The organism is Pseudomonas sp. OVF7 (assembly GCF_030644265.1).
Classification (GTDB): domain Bacteria; phylum Pseudomonadota; class Gammaproteobacteria; order Pseudomonadales; family Pseudomonadaceae; genus Aquipseudomonas; species Aquipseudomonas gorinensis.
Genome location: NZ_CP128996.1, coordinates 663,331 through 681,750 on the forward strand (window position 1 = coordinate 663,331; position 18,420 = coordinate 681,750).

General features: G+C 59.8%; 14 protein-coding genes and 1 tRNA gene. 4 read left to right on the forward strand and 11 right to left on the reverse strand.

The window, feature by feature from the left end; translation table 11 throughout:
* Positions 1-3: 3 nt before the first annotated feature.
* From QU606_RS03030 to QU606_RS03040, 3 genes are all read right to left on the reverse strand, one after another.
* Positions 4-1,686, reverse strand: a complete 1,683-nt coding sequence (locus QU606_RS03030; protein ID WP_150054475.1) for an NAD(P)/FAD-dependent oxidoreductase — start codon at positions 1,684-1,686, stop codon at positions 4-6.
* A gap of 167 nt (positions 1,687-1,853) precedes the next feature.
* Positions 1,854-2,300 (reverse strand): Lrp/AsnC family transcriptional regulator, encoded by a 447-nt coding sequence (locus tag QU606_RS03035; RefSeq protein WP_024077735.1) that lies wholly within the window; start codon positions 2,298-2,300, stop codon positions 1,854-1,856.
* Positions 2,301-2,336: 36 nt separating this feature from the next.
* The gene (locus tag QU606_RS03040) at positions 2,337-3,206 is read right to left on the reverse strand and encodes a LysR family transcriptional regulator (protein WP_150295712.1); all 870 of its coding nucleotides are present in this window, start codon (positions 3,204-3,206) and stop codon (positions 2,337-2,339) included.
* 112 nt (positions 3,207-3,318) lie between these two features.
* Here QU606_RS03040 and QU606_RS03045 point away from each other — a divergent pair, with 112 nt between their 5' ends.
* A complete protein-coding gene (locus QU606_RS03045) occupies positions 3,319-3,744 on the forward strand; it encodes a VOC family protein (protein ID WP_304998105.1) in 426 nt (141 codons plus the stop codon).
* A gap of 62 nt (positions 3,745-3,806) precedes the next feature.
* On the opposite strand, the gene arsA is transcribed toward QU606_RS03045, so the two are convergent.
* The 6 genes from arsA to rpsU form a co-directional block, all read right to left on the reverse strand.
* Positions 3,807-5,567 (reverse strand): arsenical pump-driving ATPase, encoded by a 1,761-nt coding sequence (gene arsA / locus QU606_RS03050; protein WP_193689894.1) that lies wholly within the window; start codon positions 5,565-5,567, stop codon positions 3,807-3,809.
* A gap of 274 nt (positions 5,568-5,841) precedes the next feature.
* Positions 5,842-5,918, reverse strand: a tRNA-Ile gene (locus QU606_RS03060).
* Between the two features lie 15 nt (positions 5,919-5,933).
* On the reverse strand, positions 5,934-9,677 hold the full coding sequence (locus QU606_RS03065) for an EAL domain-containing protein (RefSeq protein ID WP_069077158.1): 3,744 nt from the start codon (positions 9,675-9,677) through the stop codon (positions 5,934-5,936).
* A 123-nt stretch (positions 9,678-9,800) separates the two neighbouring features.
* Positions 9,801-11,651, reverse strand: a complete 1,851-nt coding sequence (gene rpoD, locus QU606_RS03070) for an RNA polymerase sigma factor RpoD (protein ID WP_024077730.1) — start codon at positions 11,649-11,651, stop codon at positions 9,801-9,803.
* Positions 11,652-11,718: 67 nt separating this feature from the next.
* Positions 11,719-13,689: a DNA primase gene (gene dnaG, locus QU606_RS03075; protein ID WP_069077159.1), complete on the reverse strand. Its 1,971-nt coding sequence runs from the start codon at positions 13,687-13,689 to the stop codon at positions 11,719-11,721.
* 442 nt (positions 13,690-14,131) lie between these two features.
* Positions 14,132-14,347, reverse strand: coding sequence for a 30S ribosomal protein S21 (gene rpsU / locus QU606_RS03080; RefSeq protein WP_002551877.1), 216 nt, complete (start codon positions 14,345-14,347; stop codon positions 14,132-14,134).
* Positions 14,348-14,550: 203 nt separating this feature from the next.
* On the opposite strand from rpsU, the gene tsaD reads away from it, so the two are divergent.
* On the forward strand, positions 14,551-15,576 hold the full coding sequence (gene tsaD / locus QU606_RS03085) for a tRNA (adenosine(37)-N6)-threonylcarbamoyltransferase complex transferase subunit TsaD (RefSeq protein ID WP_024077728.1): 1,026 nt from the start codon (positions 14,551-14,553) through the stop codon (positions 15,574-15,576).
* Positions 15,577-15,609: 33 nt separating this feature from the next.
* Here tsaD and plsY read toward each other — a convergent pair whose 3' ends face one another.
* Positions 15,610-16,179 carry a glycerol-3-phosphate 1-O-acyltransferase PlsY gene (plsY, locus tag QU606_RS03090; protein ID WP_024077727.1) on the reverse strand — a complete coding sequence of 190 codons (570 nt, stop codon included), beginning with the start codon at positions 16,177-16,179 and terminating at the stop codon, positions 15,610-15,612.
* Positions 16,180-16,251: 72 nt separating this feature from the next.
* Between plsY and folB the strand changes: the two genes are divergently transcribed.
* Positions 16,252-16,605: a dihydroneopterin aldolase gene (gene folB / locus QU606_RS03095; protein WP_015886183.1), complete on the forward strand. Its 354-nt coding sequence runs from the start codon at positions 16,252-16,254 to the stop codon at positions 16,603-16,605.
* The gene (gene folK, locus QU606_RS03100) at positions 16,596-17,114 is read left to right on the forward strand and encodes a 2-amino-4-hydroxy-6-hydroxymethyldihydropteridine diphosphokinase (protein ID WP_069077161.1); all 519 of its coding nucleotides are present in this window, start codon (positions 16,596-16,598) and stop codon (positions 17,112-17,114) included. The genes folB and folK overlap by 10 nt, the downstream gene beginning before the upstream one ends.
* Before the next feature lie 68 nt (positions 17,115-17,182).
* Here the strand turns inward: folK and QU606_RS03105 are convergent, their stop codons facing one another.
* Entirely contained in the window at positions 17,183-18,415 is a 1,233-nt protein-coding gene (locus QU606_RS03105; RefSeq protein WP_304998106.1) for a multifunctional CCA addition/repair protein, read from the reverse strand.
* Between the last annotated feature and the right edge of the window lie 5 nt (positions 18,416-18,420).

The window sequence follows — 18,420 nt, forward strand, 5'->3', positions numbered from 1 at the left end:
TCCTTACTCGGGCAGGGCGATCGGCCCGATGTCATCGAACACATCACCCGGCCCTGGGTTTTCTGGATGGGTGCTGCCACCGAAGTGGGTCATGATGCCCCACACCGCGTTCAGCGAGGTTTGCACGGCGCCTTCCACCCAGGCGGGGGTCCAGGATACGTCGTCGCCGGCAATGAAAATCCCTCGTTGTTCGGCGGGCATGTCCTTCTGCATGAAGTGCGCGTACATCCGCTGGTTGTAGCGATAGTGGCCGGGCAGCGCGCCCTTGAAGGCCCCGAGGAAATGCGGGTCGGCTTCCCAGGACACGGTGATCGGGTCGCCGATGATGCGCGCCTTGATGTCGACTTTCGGGTAGATCTTGTTCAGCGCGTCGAGGGCCAGCTTCACCCGCTTGTCGATGGGCTGCGGGAGCATTTTCAGGGCGTCGCTCATCCACGAGTACGACAGGCAGATCACGCCCGGCTTGTCGTCGCCGTTGTCGAAGAGGTAAGTGCCACGGGTCAGGCGATCGGTGAGGGTCATGCTCATCAGGTCGCGGCCGGTTTCCGGGTCTTTGTCTTTCCAGAACGGGCGGTCGACCATCACGAAGGTTTTCGACGACTGCATGTAGCGCGTACGGTCGAGGGCCATCCACATCTTTTGCGAGAACAGGGTTTCATCGCATTCGATCTGGGTGGTCAACAACCAGCTCTGGCAGGTGGTCAGTACCGCCGCGTATTCGCGGGTGTCACCGTAGTTGTCGGTGACTGCGAACCGGCCACCGGGCGCGTGGGCAATGCGCTTGACCCCGGCCCGTGGCGCGCCGCTGTGCAATGAACTGAGGCTGGTACCGGCTGGCCAATGGGCGCAGCGTTCCGGCACATGGCGCCAGATGCCCATGGGCACTTGCGCCACGCCGCCGACCACCAGGTGCTGGTGGTCGTCGCAGTTAGTCATCACCACGCGGAAGATTTCCAGCATGGAATTGGGGAAATCCGAGTCCCAGCCGCCCGTGCCGAAACCGACCTGGCCGAACACTTCGCGGTGATGGAACGACAACTTGGCGAACGCCTTGGAGGTGGCGACAAAATCATAGAAGGTGCGGTCGTCCCACAAGGGCACCAGTTTATTCCACAGTTCTTTGAGGCGTGGCACGTCACGGTCGCGGATGGCTTGCTGGATATCGCCGAACTGCGAACCGGCTTCCAGGGCATCGGCCCAGGCGTCAGCCACTTCCTGGAACAGTGCCGGCAAGTCAGAGAGCTTTTGTGCGTAGTGGGTCTGGCCTTCCAGGTCGATCACCGTACTGCCGGAGGCCGGGGTCAGTGGGTTGGGAAAGGGTTTGGTGTCCAGGCCCAGTTTGTCCACGTAGTGATAGAACGCCGTGGACGATACCGGGAAACGCATGCCACCCAGCTCGGCGATGATGCCTTCGGCGCCTTCAAAGGCTTGGGAGCGCAGGCGGCCACCCATCTTCGAGGCTTCGTATACCACGGGCTTCAAACCCAGCTTCATCAGTTCATAAGCGGCCACCAGCCCGGCAATCCCGGCGCCGACGATCGCCACTTCGGCGCCATGGTTGGCTGCGGGAATGCTGCCCAGGCCTGCTGGGTGTTCGATCCAGTCATCAAAGGCAAACGGAAAGTCCGGGCCGAAGATGGTGATGGGCTTCTTGCCGTCGACCGGGTGGCGGTTGGTTTTGCTGATGGTGCTGGAAGGAATGCTCATGGCTGACCTTACTGACGACTCGGCGGGAAGCGACCCGATGAGTATAGGAAAAGATGGCAGCCAGTTTAGGCAGCGTAGCGCTCGTTAATAAGACGCAAACTGTCGTCGGTTTGGATTGTTTTTGGTCAATCTGACGAGGTGGCTGGTCAGATTGGCTGGCCACGGTCTAATTTGTTGCTGAGGATGATCGAGGTGGTGGTTTTCTCCACGCCGTCGACGCTGCCGATCTGGTCCAGCAGTTGATCCAACTGCTCCGGCGAATCGGTGCGCAGCCAGGCCACGTAATCGAACTCGCCGCTCACGGCGCAGAGCTGCTGGACCTGAGCCATGGCGCTGAGCCTGCGCAGCACGTCCTTGCCCGAGCGTGCCTGCACGGTGATGCCGACATAAGCCTGCAAACCGCCATCCACGACCCGCTGGCCAAGGCGCACGCCGTAACCGGTAATCACCTGGGTTTTTTCCAGGCGCGCCAGGCGCGACGTCACCGTGGTGCGCGCGATACCCAACTGCCGGGCAAGCATGGCGACGCTTTCGCGAGCGTTGATCTGCAAAGCGGCGATCAATTGGCGATCGATTTCATCTAGGGCGTGCAAGGGAGGCTCCGATACGGGCGGCAATGGGGTGGCATGTTACAGGCTTGCGTCGGCGAGCAGGCAGCGGGCGAACAGCTGCGGCACCGGTAGGTGGCGTTGGCTGTAGCGGCTCAACAGGATGATCTCGCGGTAAAAGGTCAGATGACCCAGCGGGATAATCCGCACCTTGGGCGAGCGCTCCAGCCACAGGCCCGCCTGGGGAATCAACGACACGCCCAGGCCGCACTCGACCATCTTCACGATGGCTTCCAGCTCATCCAGCTCGAGCGCTACCTGTACCTCTATCTTTTGTTCACGCAGAAATCGGCTGACCAATCGCCCCCCAAACGAAGCGCGGTCATAACGTACGTGTGGCTGTGTGCCGAGCAATTGCAAAGGGTCATCGCCGTCGACGGTCTGAGGCACGATCAGTACGAACGGCTCTTTGCGCAGCACGCGTACATGCAACTCCTTGGGCAAGTCAAAGGGCGGGCGAATGATGATCGCCGAGTCCAGCTCGCCGGCGTCGACCTGGCTCAGCAACTCAAGGGAGACCCCGGGCACCAATTTGCATTCCACTGTCGGCGCGGCTTGGCGTAAGCGCACCAGCGCCTGAGGCAGCAGGCCGGTCTGCGCCGTGGTGATCGCGCCGACTTTCAACTCGCCCCGGTATTCATTGGCATCCACCGGCACCGCCATGCGGTTGAAGGTCTCCAGGATCTCCTTGGCCAGCGGCAAAGCGCGAATGCCGGCGGCATTCAGGGTGGCCTGGCGTCCCGTGCGGTCGAACAATTGCATCCCCAGCACCTGCTCCAGCTGGCGAATCTGTGCACTCACCGCCGACTGCGTCAGCCCGATATGCATGCCCGCCGCCGCAAACGTGCCATGGCGGGTTACCGCAATAAAGGTCTTCAATTCACGCAGCATGGACGTCTCGATTCATCGAAATAATTTGAGCTCGGCGCAAAAATTATCGTCTTTTCATCATCTGGAGCAAGGCTAAACTCGACGCATCTAATACCCACAGAGGTTTGACCTGATGGCATTGGCTCCTTTTCACCTGGCAATCCCGGTATTCGACCTGGCCGCCGCGCGGCACTTCTACGCTGAAGTCTTTGGCCTGGAGGAGGGGCGGTCGAGCGAGCACTGGGTTGACTTCAATTTCTTCGGCCACCAATTGGTCATCCACGAACACCCGAAAACCGCCTCTCAAGCAGCGGCGCATACCAATGCAGTGGACGGCCACGACGTGCCGGTCCCGCATTTTGGCGTGGTGCTGGGCTGGGAAGACTGGCATGCCCTGGTCGAGCGTTTGCAGGCGCGGGAGACGAAGTTTGTGTTGGAACCGCACATTCGGTTCAAGGGGCAGGTGGGGGAGCAGGCGACGTTGTTCCTGTTTGATCCGTGCGGGAATGCGCTGGAGTTCAAGGCGTTTCGGGATATGGGGCAGTTGTTTGCGAAGTGATGACTGTATTTCGCACGGTCTTTCTTCCAGTAGAGACGCAGCGTCGAGCCGACGCTGGCGTATCAATCCAGCAGGTGCTTTAACGCAGCGACGCCAACAGGCGGCTCCGCCGTCCAGGGAACCACAATGACAGCATGGCTGGTTTGGTCGGCTACTCGCGTCATCTGTTTTTGCTCGCTATCCAGGCGCGCGCGCAGCAGCGGGTCGGTGGTGGCTGTAGCCAATAGTGACTTATTGACCACCCATGCATACGGTTCGATGTTGGCCCTGCGCAAGTCATCTTGCAGCGCTGTCGCCTGAGACACAGGTGTGGCTTCGGGCAGCGTCACAAGGAGAATTTTGGTGTAGTTGGCATCTTGCAGGCGCATCAATGGCGTAACGATATGGTCCGAGGCTCGGCCTTTGAATTCCCGAAGCATCTGGCGGTGATAGGCGCCTGTGGCATCCATCAGTAGCAAAGAATGCCCCGTGGGGGCGGTGTCCAGTACCACGAACGAGGTCCTGGCTTGAGAAACCACGCGGGAGAACGCGTGGAAGACGGCGACCTCTTCGGTACAGGGGGAGCGAAGGTCCTCGATGAGCAAGGCTATTTCAGCTTCCGTCAGGGTCGGCGCGCGGGACGCCACGATCTTGTCTACGTATTTTTGGGTCTCGACCTTAGGGTCAATGCGGCCAACGCTAAGCCCTTTCACATCGGCATTGAGGGTCACGGCCAGATGCGCCGCAGGGTCAGTGGTGCTCAGGTGCACGGACTTGCCGTGCTGCACCAGGCCCAGGGCGACGGCGGCGGCAATAGTGGTTTTGCCAACCCCACCTTTGCCCATGACCATGATCAACCCGCGTTCATCATTCGCAAGCTCGGCGATCAGCTCCGAGAGCGTGTGATGTTCCAGGCGTGAGGGCGCTTGAGTTGCAGTACTTGTTGGCCTGGCAGGCTCCGGGGCAAGCAGTCCGCGAAGCGCGGGCAAACCAACGGAGTCTACGGCCTTGAGCGAAATATAGTCGGCTGAAAGCTGGCGCAGTGAAGCTGGCATCTGGTCGAGCGCCCGTTGGCCAATAGCCTCGATCGCTGCTGCGATCGGGTCATTCAAATCGCTGCGTTTGAACACCGCGTTTACCACTAAACGCTGGTTGACCAGACCCAACTCACGGAGCTCGTCGGAGGAGTGCGCAGCCTCGTCGAGCGCGCCTTTGTCAGGGCGAGTGACTAGCACAACGGTGGTCAGGGCTGAATTGTTGAGCGCCGCCAACGCCTGCTTGAAAAGCTGCTCCTGCATTTTCAAACCCGAGTGCGGCCCCAGGCATGACGCGCCACGGTCATTGCCTTCCAAAAAACCGCTCCACGCTTTTGGCAGGCTCAACAGTCTAAGCGTGTGCCCCGTGGGCGCGGTATCGAACACGACATAATCGTAGGCTGCTGCGCCTTCTGACAGGAGGTGGGCAAACTCATCGAAGGTTGCGATTTCGGTCGTGCATGCCCCCGAAAGCTGCTCGCGTACCAGAGCAATATCCTGATCGCTGGCCTGGGAGCCCATTTGCTCGACTACCCGGGCTCGGTAGTCGATGGCGGCGGCCTCGGGGTCGATGTTCAGCACGAACATCCCAGGCACCTCCGGCACTGCTACAGGCTGATTGCTCAACTCGACACCGAGCATCTCATCAAGGTTCGAGGCGGCGTCTGTACTAACCAACAGCACCTGCTTGCCTGCATCAGCCAAGGCGATTGATACCGCAGTGGAGACCGACGTTTTGCCCACTCCGCCCTTGCCAGTGAAGAACATATATTTGGTGGGTTGATCGAGCAGTTTGATGGTGGGTCGCATGGCGTGCTGGCCTCCCCGCGGAGCACAACTGAGGCTCAGAGTTTAGACCGGTGTTCTGCACCTCCAGTTTATTTTATGAATCAAGCGGACAGGTTTAGCCCAGCGATGCAAACAGTCCAGCCCAACATAGGGTTGCTATGTCGATTCACGGCGGCGAGCAGAAGGTGTTCTTCCTCCGGCGATAACCTTCGGTCACGATCACTTGGACCGTTGGACTGTATATGAGGTCGATACGCCAGAAACGCAAAAGCCGCGCAATGCGCGGCTTTGGAGTTGGTGGGCCCACACGGACTTGAACCGTGGACCAAAGGATTATGAGTCCTCTGCTCTGACCAACTGAGCTATAGGCCCTTAGTAGGTCGCGGATTATAGCGATGGTTTCTCCGCTGTGCTATCCGAAAAATCCTCAACACTCATACGAAGGAAGGTCGCGGCGAACAGCTCTGGGGGGAGAGGCAGGCTGACGATGTAGCCTTGCATCTGTTCGCAGCCCTCTGCGGCAAGGAAGGCTTGCTGCGCCGAATTTTCCACGCCCTCGGCGATGATGGTGAATTGCATGCTGTGGCCGAGGGCGATGATGGCGCGCACGATGGCGGCGTCGTGAGGGTCGTCGGGCAGGCCGCGGACGAAGGATTGGTCGATCTTCAGGAAGTCCAGGGGCAGGCGCTTGAGGTAGCTGAGGGACGAATAGCCGGTACCGAAGTCATCAATCGCCAGTTGTACGCCCAGGCGCTTGAGCTGATGCAGCACATCGAGGGCTTCTTCGGCCTGGCTCATGATGAAGTTCTCGGTGATCTCCAGTTGCAGGCAGCCAGGTTCCAGGTGGTACTCGCGCAGCAATTGTTCGATGCGTGACAGCAGGTTGGGGTGGCGCAGTTGGGCGCCGGCGAGGTTGACCGACAGGGGGCCGAAGCCATCGAAGGCGGTTTGCCAGGCGTGCATTTGTCGACACGCCTGTTCCAGCACCCAGTCACCAATCTGCAGGATCATGCCGTTTTCTTCGGCCAGGGCGATAAAGTGTTCCGGCGCTACATCGCCGAATGTCGGGTGGTGCCAGCGGATCAGTGCCTCGGCCCCGATCAGTTCCTGCGTGAGCAGGCTCAGTTTTGGTTGGTAATACAGGCTCAATTCATCGCGTTCGATGGCGCGCCGCAGTTCGTGCTCCAGCGCTACGCGTTCATTGGCCTGGGCCGTGAGGTCGCGGGTGTAGCTTTCGACCCGGTTACGGCCCTTGGCCTTGGAGCGGTACATCGCGGCGTCGGCGTTTTTGACCAAGGTGGCCACGTCGGTGCCGTCCTGGGGGTAGAGGCTGGTGCCAATACTGGCGCTGATAAAGAACTCGTGTTCACCGGCCTGGAACGGCGGGGTGAAGCAGTCCAGCAGTTTGTTGGCCAAGTGTTGTGCATCGCTGGCTTGTTGCAGGCCGGGCAGCAGGATGATGAATTCGTCACCCCCCAGGCGTGCGACGGTGTCGATGTCGCGCAACTGCTCCTTGAGACGTACGGCGATGTCCTTGAGCAGCAGGTCGCCGATGGGGTGACCGAGGCTGTCGTTGATATGTTTGAAGCGGTCCAGGTCGAGGAACAGCACCGCGCCCTGGCTGCCGGTTTCCTGCTGGCAGTTGATGGCGGCCTGTAACCGACTTTCAAACAACGTGCGGTTGGGCAGGCCGGTCAGGGGGTCGTGGTGTGCCTGATAGTCGAGGCGGGCCTGGGCGTGCTTGAGGCTGGAGATGTCGGCGAACACGGCGACAAAATGCGTGATCAACTGGTCGCGGTTGCGCACGGCGCTGATGGTCAGCCAACTGGGATACACCTCACCGTTCTTGCGACGGTTGGAAATTTCGCCTTGCCAGTGCCCATGGGCAGTCAACTGGTGCCACATGGCGGCATAAAAGGCGCTGTCGTGCAGGCCTGAGGCGAGCAGGCGCGGCGTGTGGCCGAGGGCCTCGGCTTCGCTGTAGCCGGTGATTTCGCTGAAGGCGCGGTTGACGGCGCTGATGTTCTGCCGGGTGTCGGTGATCAATACGCCTTCGGCGGTGCTCTCGAAAACCGTTGCGGCCTGTTGCAGTTTTTCCTGCATCTGTTGGCGTTCGGTGATGTCCCGAGCGATGGTCAACATGCAGTCATCACCGCCAATGGGCAGCGGGCGGCTGGACACTTCACAAAGCCGAGTCTGCCCGTCGTTGCGGCGGATGTGACAGATGAAGTCCCGGACAAACCCGTCGCGCTGCATCAGCTCGATCATGTGTTTGCGTTCGTTGAGGTCGACCCAGATGCCCAGGTCCAGGGTCGACTGGTCCAGGGACGTCGCGCTGGTAAAGCCGGTAATGCGGCTGAACCCCTCGTTGACCTCGATCAGCAGGCCATCGCTTTGACGGCTCAGCAGTAAACCATCGGGGGAGGCATGGAAGGCCTTGGCGAATTTTTCTTCGGAGGTTTGCAGCTGTTGCTGGGTTTCCTTGAGTTGGGTGATATCACGCACCACGACCACCAGCGCTTCGATAGTGTCGAGTTGGAAGGGTTCGGCCGAAATCAGGCCGGTAAACGCTTGGCCATTGCTGCGCAGAAAAGGCATTTCCAGGTTGCGGATGCTGGTGGTCTGCACCTGTTGCAACAGATCCGGGCCGGTACCGGGGATGCCCCAGATATTCAGCTCGGTGGCGGTTTTACCAATCACGTCCTTGGCCTTCAGGCCAACCTGGTCCTCGAATGCTTTATTGACCTCCAGCAGGCAGCCATCGGACATCCGTGCGATCACCAGAATATCCGGGCACTGTTGGAACACCGAGGCAAACTTTTGCTCTGACAGCTGCAGCGCCTCTTCGGTGCGCTTGGCGTCGCTGATGTCGATCATCAAGCCACGCAGCACCGGTTCATGGCCATGTTCGATCAGGCTGACAATATCGCGGACCCACAAGCAGCGGCCATCGGCCGTGATTACTCGGTAATCAACACTGTGATCACGGTTGGCGCGGGTTTCGCGCAAGCAATACGCTTCGGTACGTGTCAGGTCGGCAGGATGAATGATGTTGCGCCAGAAGCCGGGAATCAGCCAATGGGCGCGAGGATAGCCGAGTAACTCTTCGGCATGCGGCGACACGTAGCTGTAGGTGAAATCGCTGACGCTGGCTTCCCAGGCTATGGCGGACAGGCTTTCGACCAGGCCGCGATAGTGGTATTCGCTGCTGCGCAGCTCCTGCTCGAGGGCGACACGGCGAGAGATCTCTGAGCTGAGGCGGCGGTTGATGCGAATCACGATGGCCAGCACCGTGCTCAATAGCAGTACCGCCGGCAGGCCGTAGGTCAGCAGGTCTGACCAGAAGGTGCGGTGATCGGTGAGGCTGCCGACCCAGTGTTGCTGAATCGCTTGAGTTTCATCTGGGCTGAGGTCGGCGAGAACCTTGTCCAAGATGCTCACCAGCATTTTGTCATCCCGAGGTACGCCCATCGCCAGTTGGTAGCGGTAGGGTGTCTCGCCGCTGACGTACAAACCGTCGAGCTTGAGCTGGCGCAGGCTCCAGACGCTGGAAGCCAGATCGCCGACCACGGCGTCTACTTCATCAGTGGCCAACGCCTGCAGCGTCGAGCTCACATTGGGCAGAGCCACCAGATTGAGGTCAGGGTGGTGGGTGCGCAGTAGCTCATGGGGGGCGTAGTTTTCCACCACGGCGATCTTCAGGCCATAGAGCTCCTTCAGGTTGCGTGGTTGTGCACCGCCTTCATGGGCGAGGATGACAATGGGAAAATCCAGGTAAGGGCGTGTGAACGCCATAAAACTCTGGCGTTCCGGGGTGGACATGATGCCGGGCAGCAGATCGAGCTTGTTTTGCCTGGCTAGCTCCAGCAGGGCGCTCCAGTTCTCCGGCTCGATCAGTTTGATCCTGACGCCGAGGCGGTCCTGGATCAACCGCACATAGTCTGCCGCCAAGCCTTGGTAGCGGCCGTTTTCATCACGGTACTCAAAGGGCGGCCACGACGCGTCCACCCCCAGGCGCAGCTCCTGATGGTCCGCCAACCAGCCACGCTCATCATCAGTGAGAGTCAACGCGCCAGCCGTTGCGGTCCAGGTCAGCAGCGACAGCAGTATCACGGTCGGCAATCTGGGCATAACGGTCTCGTTATGGCACGGGGAATGTTTCGAGTGTAGACGGGCATTGAGGGGGGAGAGGGGCGCGCGGGGAATTTTATCGGCACACAGCAAAACCCCCGGCCTGGGCCGGGGGTTCTGGGATCACTCGTCGAGGAAGGAGCGTAGATGCTCGCTTCGCGTCGGGTGGCGCAACTTGCGCAGCGCCTTGGCTTCGATCTGACGGATCCGCTCACGGGTCACGTCAAACTGCTTACCGACTTCCTCAAGGGTGTGGTCGGTATTCATGTCGATGCCGAAACGCATGCGCAGTACCTTGGCTTCACGGGCAGTGAGGCCGGAGAGTACGTCGCGAGTCGCCTCTTTAAGGCTCTCAACGGTGGCGACATCGATTGGCGACTGCATGGTCGAGTCTTCGATGAAGTCACCCAAGTGGGAGTCTTCGTCATCACCGATCGGGGTTTCCATGGAGATCGGCTCTTTAGCGATCTTCAATACCTTGCGGATTTTATCCTCAGGCATTTCCATGCGTTCGCCCAGCTCTTCCGGAGTCGGTTCGCGACCCATTTCCTGCAACATCTGCCGGGAAATACGGTTGAGCTTGTTGATCGTCTCGATCATGTGCACCGGAATACGGATGGTGCGGGCCTGGTCGGCGATCGAGCGAGTGATCGCCTGACGGATCCACCAGGTGGCATAAGTCGAGAACTTGTAGCCGCGACGGTATTCGAACTTGTCCACAGCCTTCATCAAGCCGATGTTGCCTTCCTGGATCAGATCGAGGAATTGCAGGCCACGGTTGGTGTACTTCTTGGCGATGGAGATCACCAGACGCAAGTTCGCTTCGACCATCTCTTTCTTCGCACGGCGGGCCTTGGCCTCACCGATCGACATGCGACGGTTGATGTCCTTGATCTCGGCAATCGTCAGACCGGTTTCGGTCTCAAGCGCGGTCAGCTTCTGCTGGCAACGGATGATGTCTGGCTGCAGGCGACCAATGGCTTCGGCGTATTTCGCCTTGCCCTTGGCCAGTGCATCGGTCCAGCTTTCGTCAACTTCGTTGCCCGGGAACTGGCGCAGGAAGTCGGCACGCGGCATGCGCGCATCACGAACACAGAGCTGCATGATCGCACGCTCTTGTGCCCGCAGACGCTCAAGGGCACTGCGAACACGCTCAACCAAGCCTTCGAATTGCTTCGGTACCAGCTTGATCGGCATGAACAGCTCGGCCAGCGCTACCAGCTCGGCAATCGCCAGCTTGTTGGCGCGACCGTGCTTTTTCAGGGCCTTGCGGGTGATTTCCATTTGATCGGAAACCGCACCGAAACGCTGGGCAGCGATAATCGGGTCTGGACCGCTTTCGACTTCATCTTCGTCATCGCTGCTGGCTTCAGCATCGTCGTCTTCGGCATCGTCGTCCGCTTTCACGGCTTTCGGGTCGACAGGCGGCGGCACTTCGGCAGCAGGCGGCGCAATACCGTCGTCCGGGTCGATATAACCGCTCAGGACGTCGGACAGGCGGCCACCTTCGGTGGTGACGCGAGTGTACTCGGAGAGAATGTGGTCAACCGTGCCAGGGAAGTGCGCGATTGCGCCCATCACTTCACGGATACCCTCTTCAATACGCTTGGCGATTTCGATTTCGCCTTCGCGTGTCAGCAACTCGACGGTACCCATTTCACGCATATACATGCGCACAGGGTCAGTCGTGCGACCGATGTCGGTCTCCACCGCGGCCAACGCGGCAGCGGCTTCTTCAGCGGCTGCCTCGTCGGTATCGGCGTCGGCCAACATAAGGGCGTCCGCATCCGGAGCACTCTCGTGTACGGGGATCCCCATGTCATTAATCATGCGGATGATGTCTTCCACCTGCTCTGGATCTGAAATATCCTCAGGCAGGTGATCGTTGACCTCTGCGTAAGTCAGATACTTCTGCTCACGACCAAGGGTGATCAACTCTTTGATACGAGACTGCTGTTGCGCTTTTCCGGACATAACACCCTATCCACTGAAGGTCTTGGCGGGCAAAAAACAAGCCGAGGATTATACCCGAGCTATGACCTCACACGCCAGCTGAGGTCGGGTTTGATGCGGAAACATTCTGTTTTAAGAGGTCGCGCATCTGTTTTGCTATCTGAATTTGCTCTTCAGCCGACAATCCCGGCTGCCTTGCTCTCTTGATGAGTTCATCGAGGGTCTGCGTGTGCTGGCCCTCGGATAACCTAGTAATGGTGTCTAAAAACTGTTGTTCAAGGTTGTCGCCGTCAATTAGCCACTCCTTTTCCGCGAGTGCCTTGAGCAAGCGACCTTGTTCGGTGCCATGCCAACGAGCCATCAGCTGAATAGAGTTTAGCTTAGGATTTTTCTGAACTGCCTCGATCAGGGCAATCAGCACCTGGGCGTAGGTATTGCTTTCGTTGGCAAAATGCTCGGCGCTTTCGACCTTGCCCGCCAATTGCGGGTGATGAATCAACGTGCGCAATGCAATGAGCGTCGGGGCTTCCACGGCTACCGGTGTACGGGGGGCATAGGGCTCGTCGCGATCACCGCGCTTGCCGTTCTTGCTCCACGGTTTCTTGTCCCATTTCTTGCCGCCGGCGCCGGGTTTCTTCGGCGTCCACTCCTGCTGGGGCGCATACGCCTCCTGCGGTTGGTGGAAGTCGGAATAGTCCGGCATGGCGTCGTAGTCCATGCCAGGGTCGTAGGCGGGCGGTGCGTCCTGTGGTGCGCTGTGCACCAGCTGGCTGACCGCTTCGCCGCTCAAGCCGGTGATTTCCAGCAGGCGTTGACGCATCAGGGTGCGCAGGTTGGCGCCTGGAACCTTGTCGATCAGTGGCGCCGCGAGGGTGGCCATGTGGGCCTTGCCTTCGAGAGAGCGCGGGTCGGCTTCTTCAGTCAGTTGCTGGAAGAAATAATCCGCCAGCGGCTGCGCGTGTTGATTGATGCGTGCGCGAAAGGCGTCGGTGCCTTCGGAGCGGACCAGGGTGTCCGGGTCTTCGCCTTCGGGCAGGAACAGAAAGCGTGCGCGGCGACCATCCTGCAGGCTCGACAGCGTGGCTTCGAGGGCGCGCCAGGCGGCATTGCGGCCAGCCTGGTCGCCGTCGAAGCAGAACAAAACGCTGGGCACTACGCGAAACAGGCGTTTCATGTGCTCTTCGCTGGTGGCTGTGCCGAGGGTGGCCACGGCGTTGCGCAAACCTTGCTGGGCCAGGGCGATCACATCCATATAGCCTTCAACCACGATGATTTCATCGAGGTTGCGATTGTTCTTGCGCGCCTCGAACAGGCCGTAGAGTTCCTGTCCCTTGTGGAACACCGGGGTTTCCGGGGAGTTCAGGTACTTGGGCTTGTCGTCGCCGAGCACGCGACCACCGAAGGCGATGATCCGGCCGCGGCTATCGCGGATCGGAAACATCACGCGGTCGCGGAAACGGTCGTAGCGCTTGCCGGTCTCGGCGTTTTCCACCAGCAGGCCGGCGTCGATCATGGCTTTTTGCTGCAGGGTGTCGCTGCTCAAATGTTTGTACAGGTTGTCCCAGCCCGGCGGGGCGAAGCCGAGACCGAAGTCGCGGGCGATTTCACCGGTAAGGCCACGGCCCTTGAGGTAATCGACGGCGGCCTTGCGCTGCGGATGGCTCTTGAGCGCCTGGCGATAAAAGTCCGCAGCGGCGGTCAGCAGTGGGTATAGCGGCGAGTCAGTGGGTTGCCGCGGTTTGTGCGGTCGGCCACTTTCTTCGCGAGGGATTTCCATGCCGGCGGCTTTGGCCAGTTCCTCGACGGCCTGGGGGAAGTCCAGGTTGTCGTGGTCCATGATAAAGCCGAGGGCATTGCCGCCCGCGCCGCAACCGAAGCAGTAATAGAACTGCTTGTCGGGGCTGACGCTGAACGAAGGGGTCTTTTCCTTGTGGAACGGGCAGCAGGCGGTGTAGTTCTTGCCTGCCTTCTTCATTTGCAGGCGCGAGCTGACAACATCGACGATGTCGGTGCGGTTCAGAAGGTCGTCAATAAAGCTCTGGGGAATCAGCCCGGCCATGGCGTTCTCGTCATCACTGCGTGTAATTGAGGGCCCGTGAAGTGCTCAGGCGTACGTATCGAGTGGCTCGACCATCAATCGTCTGCTTGGGCTGTATGGAAGTGTATCTGCCGAACGTTCACTGACGTTAATTTCAATCAGTGTCCGGCGTGTAAAGGCTGCCCTGGCATCCGGTCTTGGCCAATAGAGGGCCTCGGAAGCTCATCGTTGGGCACAGTCGACCTGTTGATCGCCTGCCTGAAAATAAGTGTGCTCGTCAGTAGCCTTGTTAGGCTCGTCAGAAGAGACGTGCACCGCTGGCAGAAAAGCCAGTCCTGACGTGTGAAGCGGTGTCTCTGTCGCATGGGCGGCGTCGACGATGAAGCATCAAGCGATATCCGCAAATGCCAACAGCCCGGCTGAGGGCCGGGCTTGGCAGAAGCTTGCTACGAACGTCTGTGTATTAGTACAGACGAACGGCGCGGCGCTGTTCGCGCTGAACTTTCTTGGCGTGACGCTTAACAGCGGCTGCTGCCTTGCGCTTACGCTCAGAAGTTGGCTTCTCATAAAATTCGCGGCTACGAACTTCAGCCAGAACACCGGCTTTTTCGCAGGAGCGCTTGAAACGACGCAGAGCTACGTCGAAGGGTTCGTTCTCTTTTACTTTGACGGCTGGCATCCAGAGCTACCTTCTTTCATTACCGGGAATCAACGTTCTCGTCGCAAAAAATTCGCGGCTGAGGTCGTCGGTTTTTAAGGGTTGCGGATGTTAACCCCTCATTGCCCGGAATGCAAAGCCTCTGATCGAAAACCGCTAGTCGGGAGGGGGAGTGGCGACTATTATGCGCGCCTTCGAATTCAGCCTCTACAAGGCGCAAACCCATGCTAGTACTGGGACTTGAAACCTCCTGCGACGAAACCGGTGTCGCACTTTACGACAGTGAACGCGGGCTTTTGGCCGATGCGCTGTTCAGTCAGATCGACCTGCACCGCGCCTATGGCGGCGTGGTGCCCGAGCTTGCCAGTCGTGATCACGTCAAGCGCATGCTGCCGTTGATTCGCCAGGTGCTGGATGAAGCCGGTTGTGTGCCCACCGAGATCGATGCCATTGCCTATACCGCCGGCCCTGGATTGGTTGGAGCCCTTCTGGTTGGGGCTTCTTGCGCCCAGGCGCTGGCTTTTGCCTGGGGTATTCCTGCCCTGGGTGTGCATCATATGGAAGGCCATTTATTGGCGCCGATGCTGGAAAAAACACCGCCGCAGTTCCCGTTCGTCGCTTTGTTGGTTTCGGGCGGCCATACGCAGCTGGTTCAGGTCGACGGCATCGGTCAATACACGCTGTTGGGCGAGTCCCTGGACGACGCCGCCGGCGAAGCCTTCGACAAGACCGCGAAGATGATGGGGCTCAATTATCCCGGTGGTCCGGAAATCGCCCGTCTTGCAGAAAAAGGCATCCAGGGTCGTTATACCTTCCCGCGCCCAATGTGCGATCGGCCGGGCCTGATGTTCAGCTTCAGCGGCTTGAAAACCTCCGCGCTCAATACCTGGCAGCAAAGCGTCAGCGCCGGGGACGACAGTGAGCAAGCCCGTTGCGACATCGCGCTGGCATTCCAGCAGGCCGTGGTGGAGACTTTGACCATCAAGTGCAAGCGCGCCCTGAAACAGGCCGGCATGAAGCGCCTGGTGATTGCAGGGGGCGTCAGCGCCAACAAGGCCTTGCGCACCTCGCTGGAAAAAATGCTTGGAGACATGAAGGGTGATGTGTTCTACGCGCGCCCTGAGTTCTGCACCGACAATGGCGCGATGATCGCCTATGCCGGTTGCCAGCGCCTGCAGGCCGGGCAGCATGAAAGCCTGGCGATCAGCGTGCAGGCGCGCTGGCCGATGGAGCAGTTGTCGCCGTTGTAATGGCGCGATGTGAGCCGGGCTTATCGGGCGATTTTAAAAATGCCGTTCGCGCCCGGCAAACAGGTCGCGTAAATTGCCGCGGTGACGCCAGACAATCAACAGTGTCAACACACTCATCGGCAGCAATGCAGCCGGTTCCTGCCAGGCCAGCAAGGGCAGGGTGAGCGGGGTGGCGATCAGTGCGGCCAACGAGCTGGTGCGGGTCAAGTAGAACGTCAGCAGCCAGGCGAGCACGGCCAGCAGCGCCGCCGGTGGGTAAATCCCCAGCAGCATGCCGGCCGCCGTGGCGACACCTTTGCCACCGCGAAAGCGGAAGTACAAAGGGAACAGGTGGCCGAGGACGGCGCACACGCCGATCCAGGCCTGCTGTTGCAGGGTAAGGCCGGCCAGGCTGGCGATCAGTACGGGTAACAGGCCTTTGCAGACGTCGCCCAGCAGGGTGAGTACGGCGAGTTTCTTGCCGGCCAGGCGCAACATGTTGGTAGCGCCGGCATTGCCTGAACCACTCATTCGCGGGTCGGGATTTCCCGTCAGGCGGCTGAGCAAAATGGCGAAGGACAGCGAGCCAAGCAGGTAGGCGAAAATCGCCAGTGACCAAAACATGCTAACTATTCCGGGCGAGGACGCCCTGATTCTAACGGGGCATTGCGCCCTTGTCGTGCTGCGGAGAAGAGCTTGGACAGAGTGTTTATCGAAGGCCTGGAAGTCGACACCGTGATTGGGGCCTACGACTGGGAGCGCGGGATCCGTCAATGCTTGCGCCTGGACCTGAGCTTCGCGTGGGACAATCGCCCAGCCGCTGCCGGTGACGACCTGACCCTGGCTTTGGATTACGCCAGCGTATCTGCCCGCATCCAGGCCTTTGCCGAACAGTCTCAGTACCAGTTGGTGGAGACGTTCGCCGAGCGGCTGGCCGAAGTGCTGATGAGTGAATTCCAGATTCCCTGGCTGCACCTCAAGTTGACCAAACCGGGTGCCGTACCGGCCGCAAAGGGCGTGGGCGTGGAGATCGAGCGCGGATGTCGCTAACTCAGGTTTATCTCGGCCTTGGCAGCAATATTGAGCGCGAAGCCCACCTGCGCGCGGGTCTTGACGCGCTGGCGAGCTTCTTGACGGATGTGCGCTGTTCGGCTGTGTTCGAAAGCCAACCCGTGGGCATCAAGAGCGGACCGTTCTTCAATCTCGTGGTGTCGGCCTATACCGACCTGCCGTTGATGGAGCTGGATCGCCGGCTTAAATTCATCGAGGCCGACAACGGTCGTTATGCGCCAGACCGCAAAGGGCTACCGCTGGATATCGACGTGCTGCTGTACGGCGACTTGGTGGGCAACTTTGATGGTTTGATCCTGCCACGGGCAGAAATCCTGAAAAACGCCTTCGTGCTGTGGCCGCTGTCGTTGATGGCGCCCGATCGTGTGCATCCTGAAGCGGGCAAGACGATGGCTGCACTCTGGCGTGATGCTCAGATCGACCAGGTGCTGGCGCCTGTCGGGTTTGAATGGCAGGGCCAGCAACTCACCCCGGACGCGCTCTTGTAGGCGCGAGCGTGCTCGCGAAAAAACTGAGAGCGTTGCGTTATCGTTGACGTTCTTCGCGAGCAAGGCTCCTACAAGGGTTTGTGTTGTTCCTTGTAGGCTTTGAGTGTCTTGAGCCGTTCGCGCTTGAGTGCCTCGCCCAACTCCGGGCCTTTGAAACCTTTCTCAAGCAGTGGCGCAACGGCAACTTCGCGCGCTGCCTTCGCCGCACCGCGCAAGTAATCCGCTTGTGGATAACTTCTTTGCTCCAGCCCCTTGCGGCCCCGGGCATCCATTTCGCAGGCGACTACAAACTCTTCAAAACGCTGTGGCCTGCGGTAGACGTCAAAACTCTGCAGTAACTCCAGCAGCGTTGACGCTTTCAGCTCCAGCGCGCGGTGGCCATGGGTGTGATATTGGCCCACCAGCAACGCCAATTCCTGGCAATCCCTCGGTACTTTGAAGCGCTCATTGACGGCCTTGATCAGTTCCAGGCCTCGATGCTCATGAGCGATATGCTGCGGTAACTTATCCACAGGCGTCAGGCCCTTGCCCAGGTCGTGCAGCAAGCAGGCCCAGCGCACGGTCAGCGGCTGCTGATGCAGGGCGGCCTGCTCCAACACGCTCAAGGTGTGCACGCCGGTGTCGATTTCGGGGTGATGGGCTTCGGGCTGTGGTACGCCGAACAGGGCGTCGACTTCCGGCATCAAGGTTTTCAGCGCATCGCAGTCACGCAGTACCTGGATAAACACTTGGGGTTGATCTTCCATCAGCGCCCTGGAGATTTCTTTCCAGCTGCGCTCCGGGGTCAGGGCCTCCAGTTCACCGGATTCGCTGAGTTGGCGCATCAGCTCCAGGGTCTCGGAAGCGACCGTGAAACCCAGGTGGGCGTAACGTGCGGCAAACCGCGCAACGCGAAGTACGCGCAAAGGATCTTCGGCGAACGCCGGGGAAACGTGACGCAAAATGCGCGCTTCAAGATCGCGTTGGCCGTGATATGGATCGGTCAGGTTGCCGTCGTCGTCTTCGGCCATCGCGTTGATGGTCAGGTCGCGACGGATCAGGTCTTCTTCCAGGGTGACTTCAGGGCTGGCGTGAAACACAAACCCGCCATACCCACGACCACTTTTGCGTTCCGTGCGGGCGAGGGCGTATTCGTCGCCGTTTTTCGGGTCCAGGAATACCGGGAAGTCCGCGCCCACCGGTTTGTAGCCTTTGGCAAGCATCTCGTCGGTGGTCGCGCCGACGACGACGCGATCGATATCGGTGACCTTGATGCCCAGCAGGCGGTCGCGCACGGCGCCACCGACTTTGTAGATTTTCATGAAAA

Coding starts and splice junctions, on each gene's coding strand:
- QU606_RS03105 (WP_304998106.1), bottom strand. CDS start 18,415: ATGAAAATCTACAAAGTCGGTGGCGCCGTGCGCGACCGCCTGCTGGGC.
- tsaD (WP_024077728.1), top strand. CDS start 14,551: ATGCTAGTACTGGGACTTGAAACCTCCTGCGACGAAACCGGTGTCGCA.
- rpsU (WP_002551877.1), bottom strand. CDS start 14,347: ATGCCAGCCGTCAAAGTAAAAGAGAACGAACCCTTCGACGTAGCTCTG.
- arsA (WP_193689894.1), bottom strand. CDS start 5,567: ATGCGACCCACCATCAAACTGCTCGATCAACCCACCAAATATATGTTC.
- folK (WP_069077161.1), top strand. CDS start 16,596: ATGTCGCTAACTCAGGTTTATCTCGGCCTTGGCAGCAATATTGAGCGC.
- QU606_RS03045 (WP_304998105.1), top strand. CDS start 3,319: ATGGCATTGGCTCCTTTTCACCTGGCAATCCCGGTATTCGACCTGGCC.
- QU606_RS03040 (WP_150295712.1), bottom strand. CDS start 3,206: ATGCTGCGTGAATTGAAGACCTTTATTGCGGTAACCCGCCATGGCACG.
- plsY (WP_024077727.1), bottom strand. CDS start 16,179: ATGTTTTGGTCACTGGCGATTTTCGCCTACCTGCTTGGCTCGCTGTCC.
- dnaG (WP_069077159.1), bottom strand. CDS start 13,689: ATGGCCGGGCTGATTCCCCAGAGCTTTATTGACGACCTTCTGAACCGC.
- rpoD (WP_024077730.1), bottom strand. CDS start 11,651: ATGTCCGGAAAAGCGCAACAGCAGTCTCGTATCAAAGAGTTGATCACC.
- QU606_RS03065 (WP_069077158.1), bottom strand. CDS start 9,677: ATGCCCAGATTGCCGACCGTGATACTGCTGTCGCTGCTGACCTGGACC.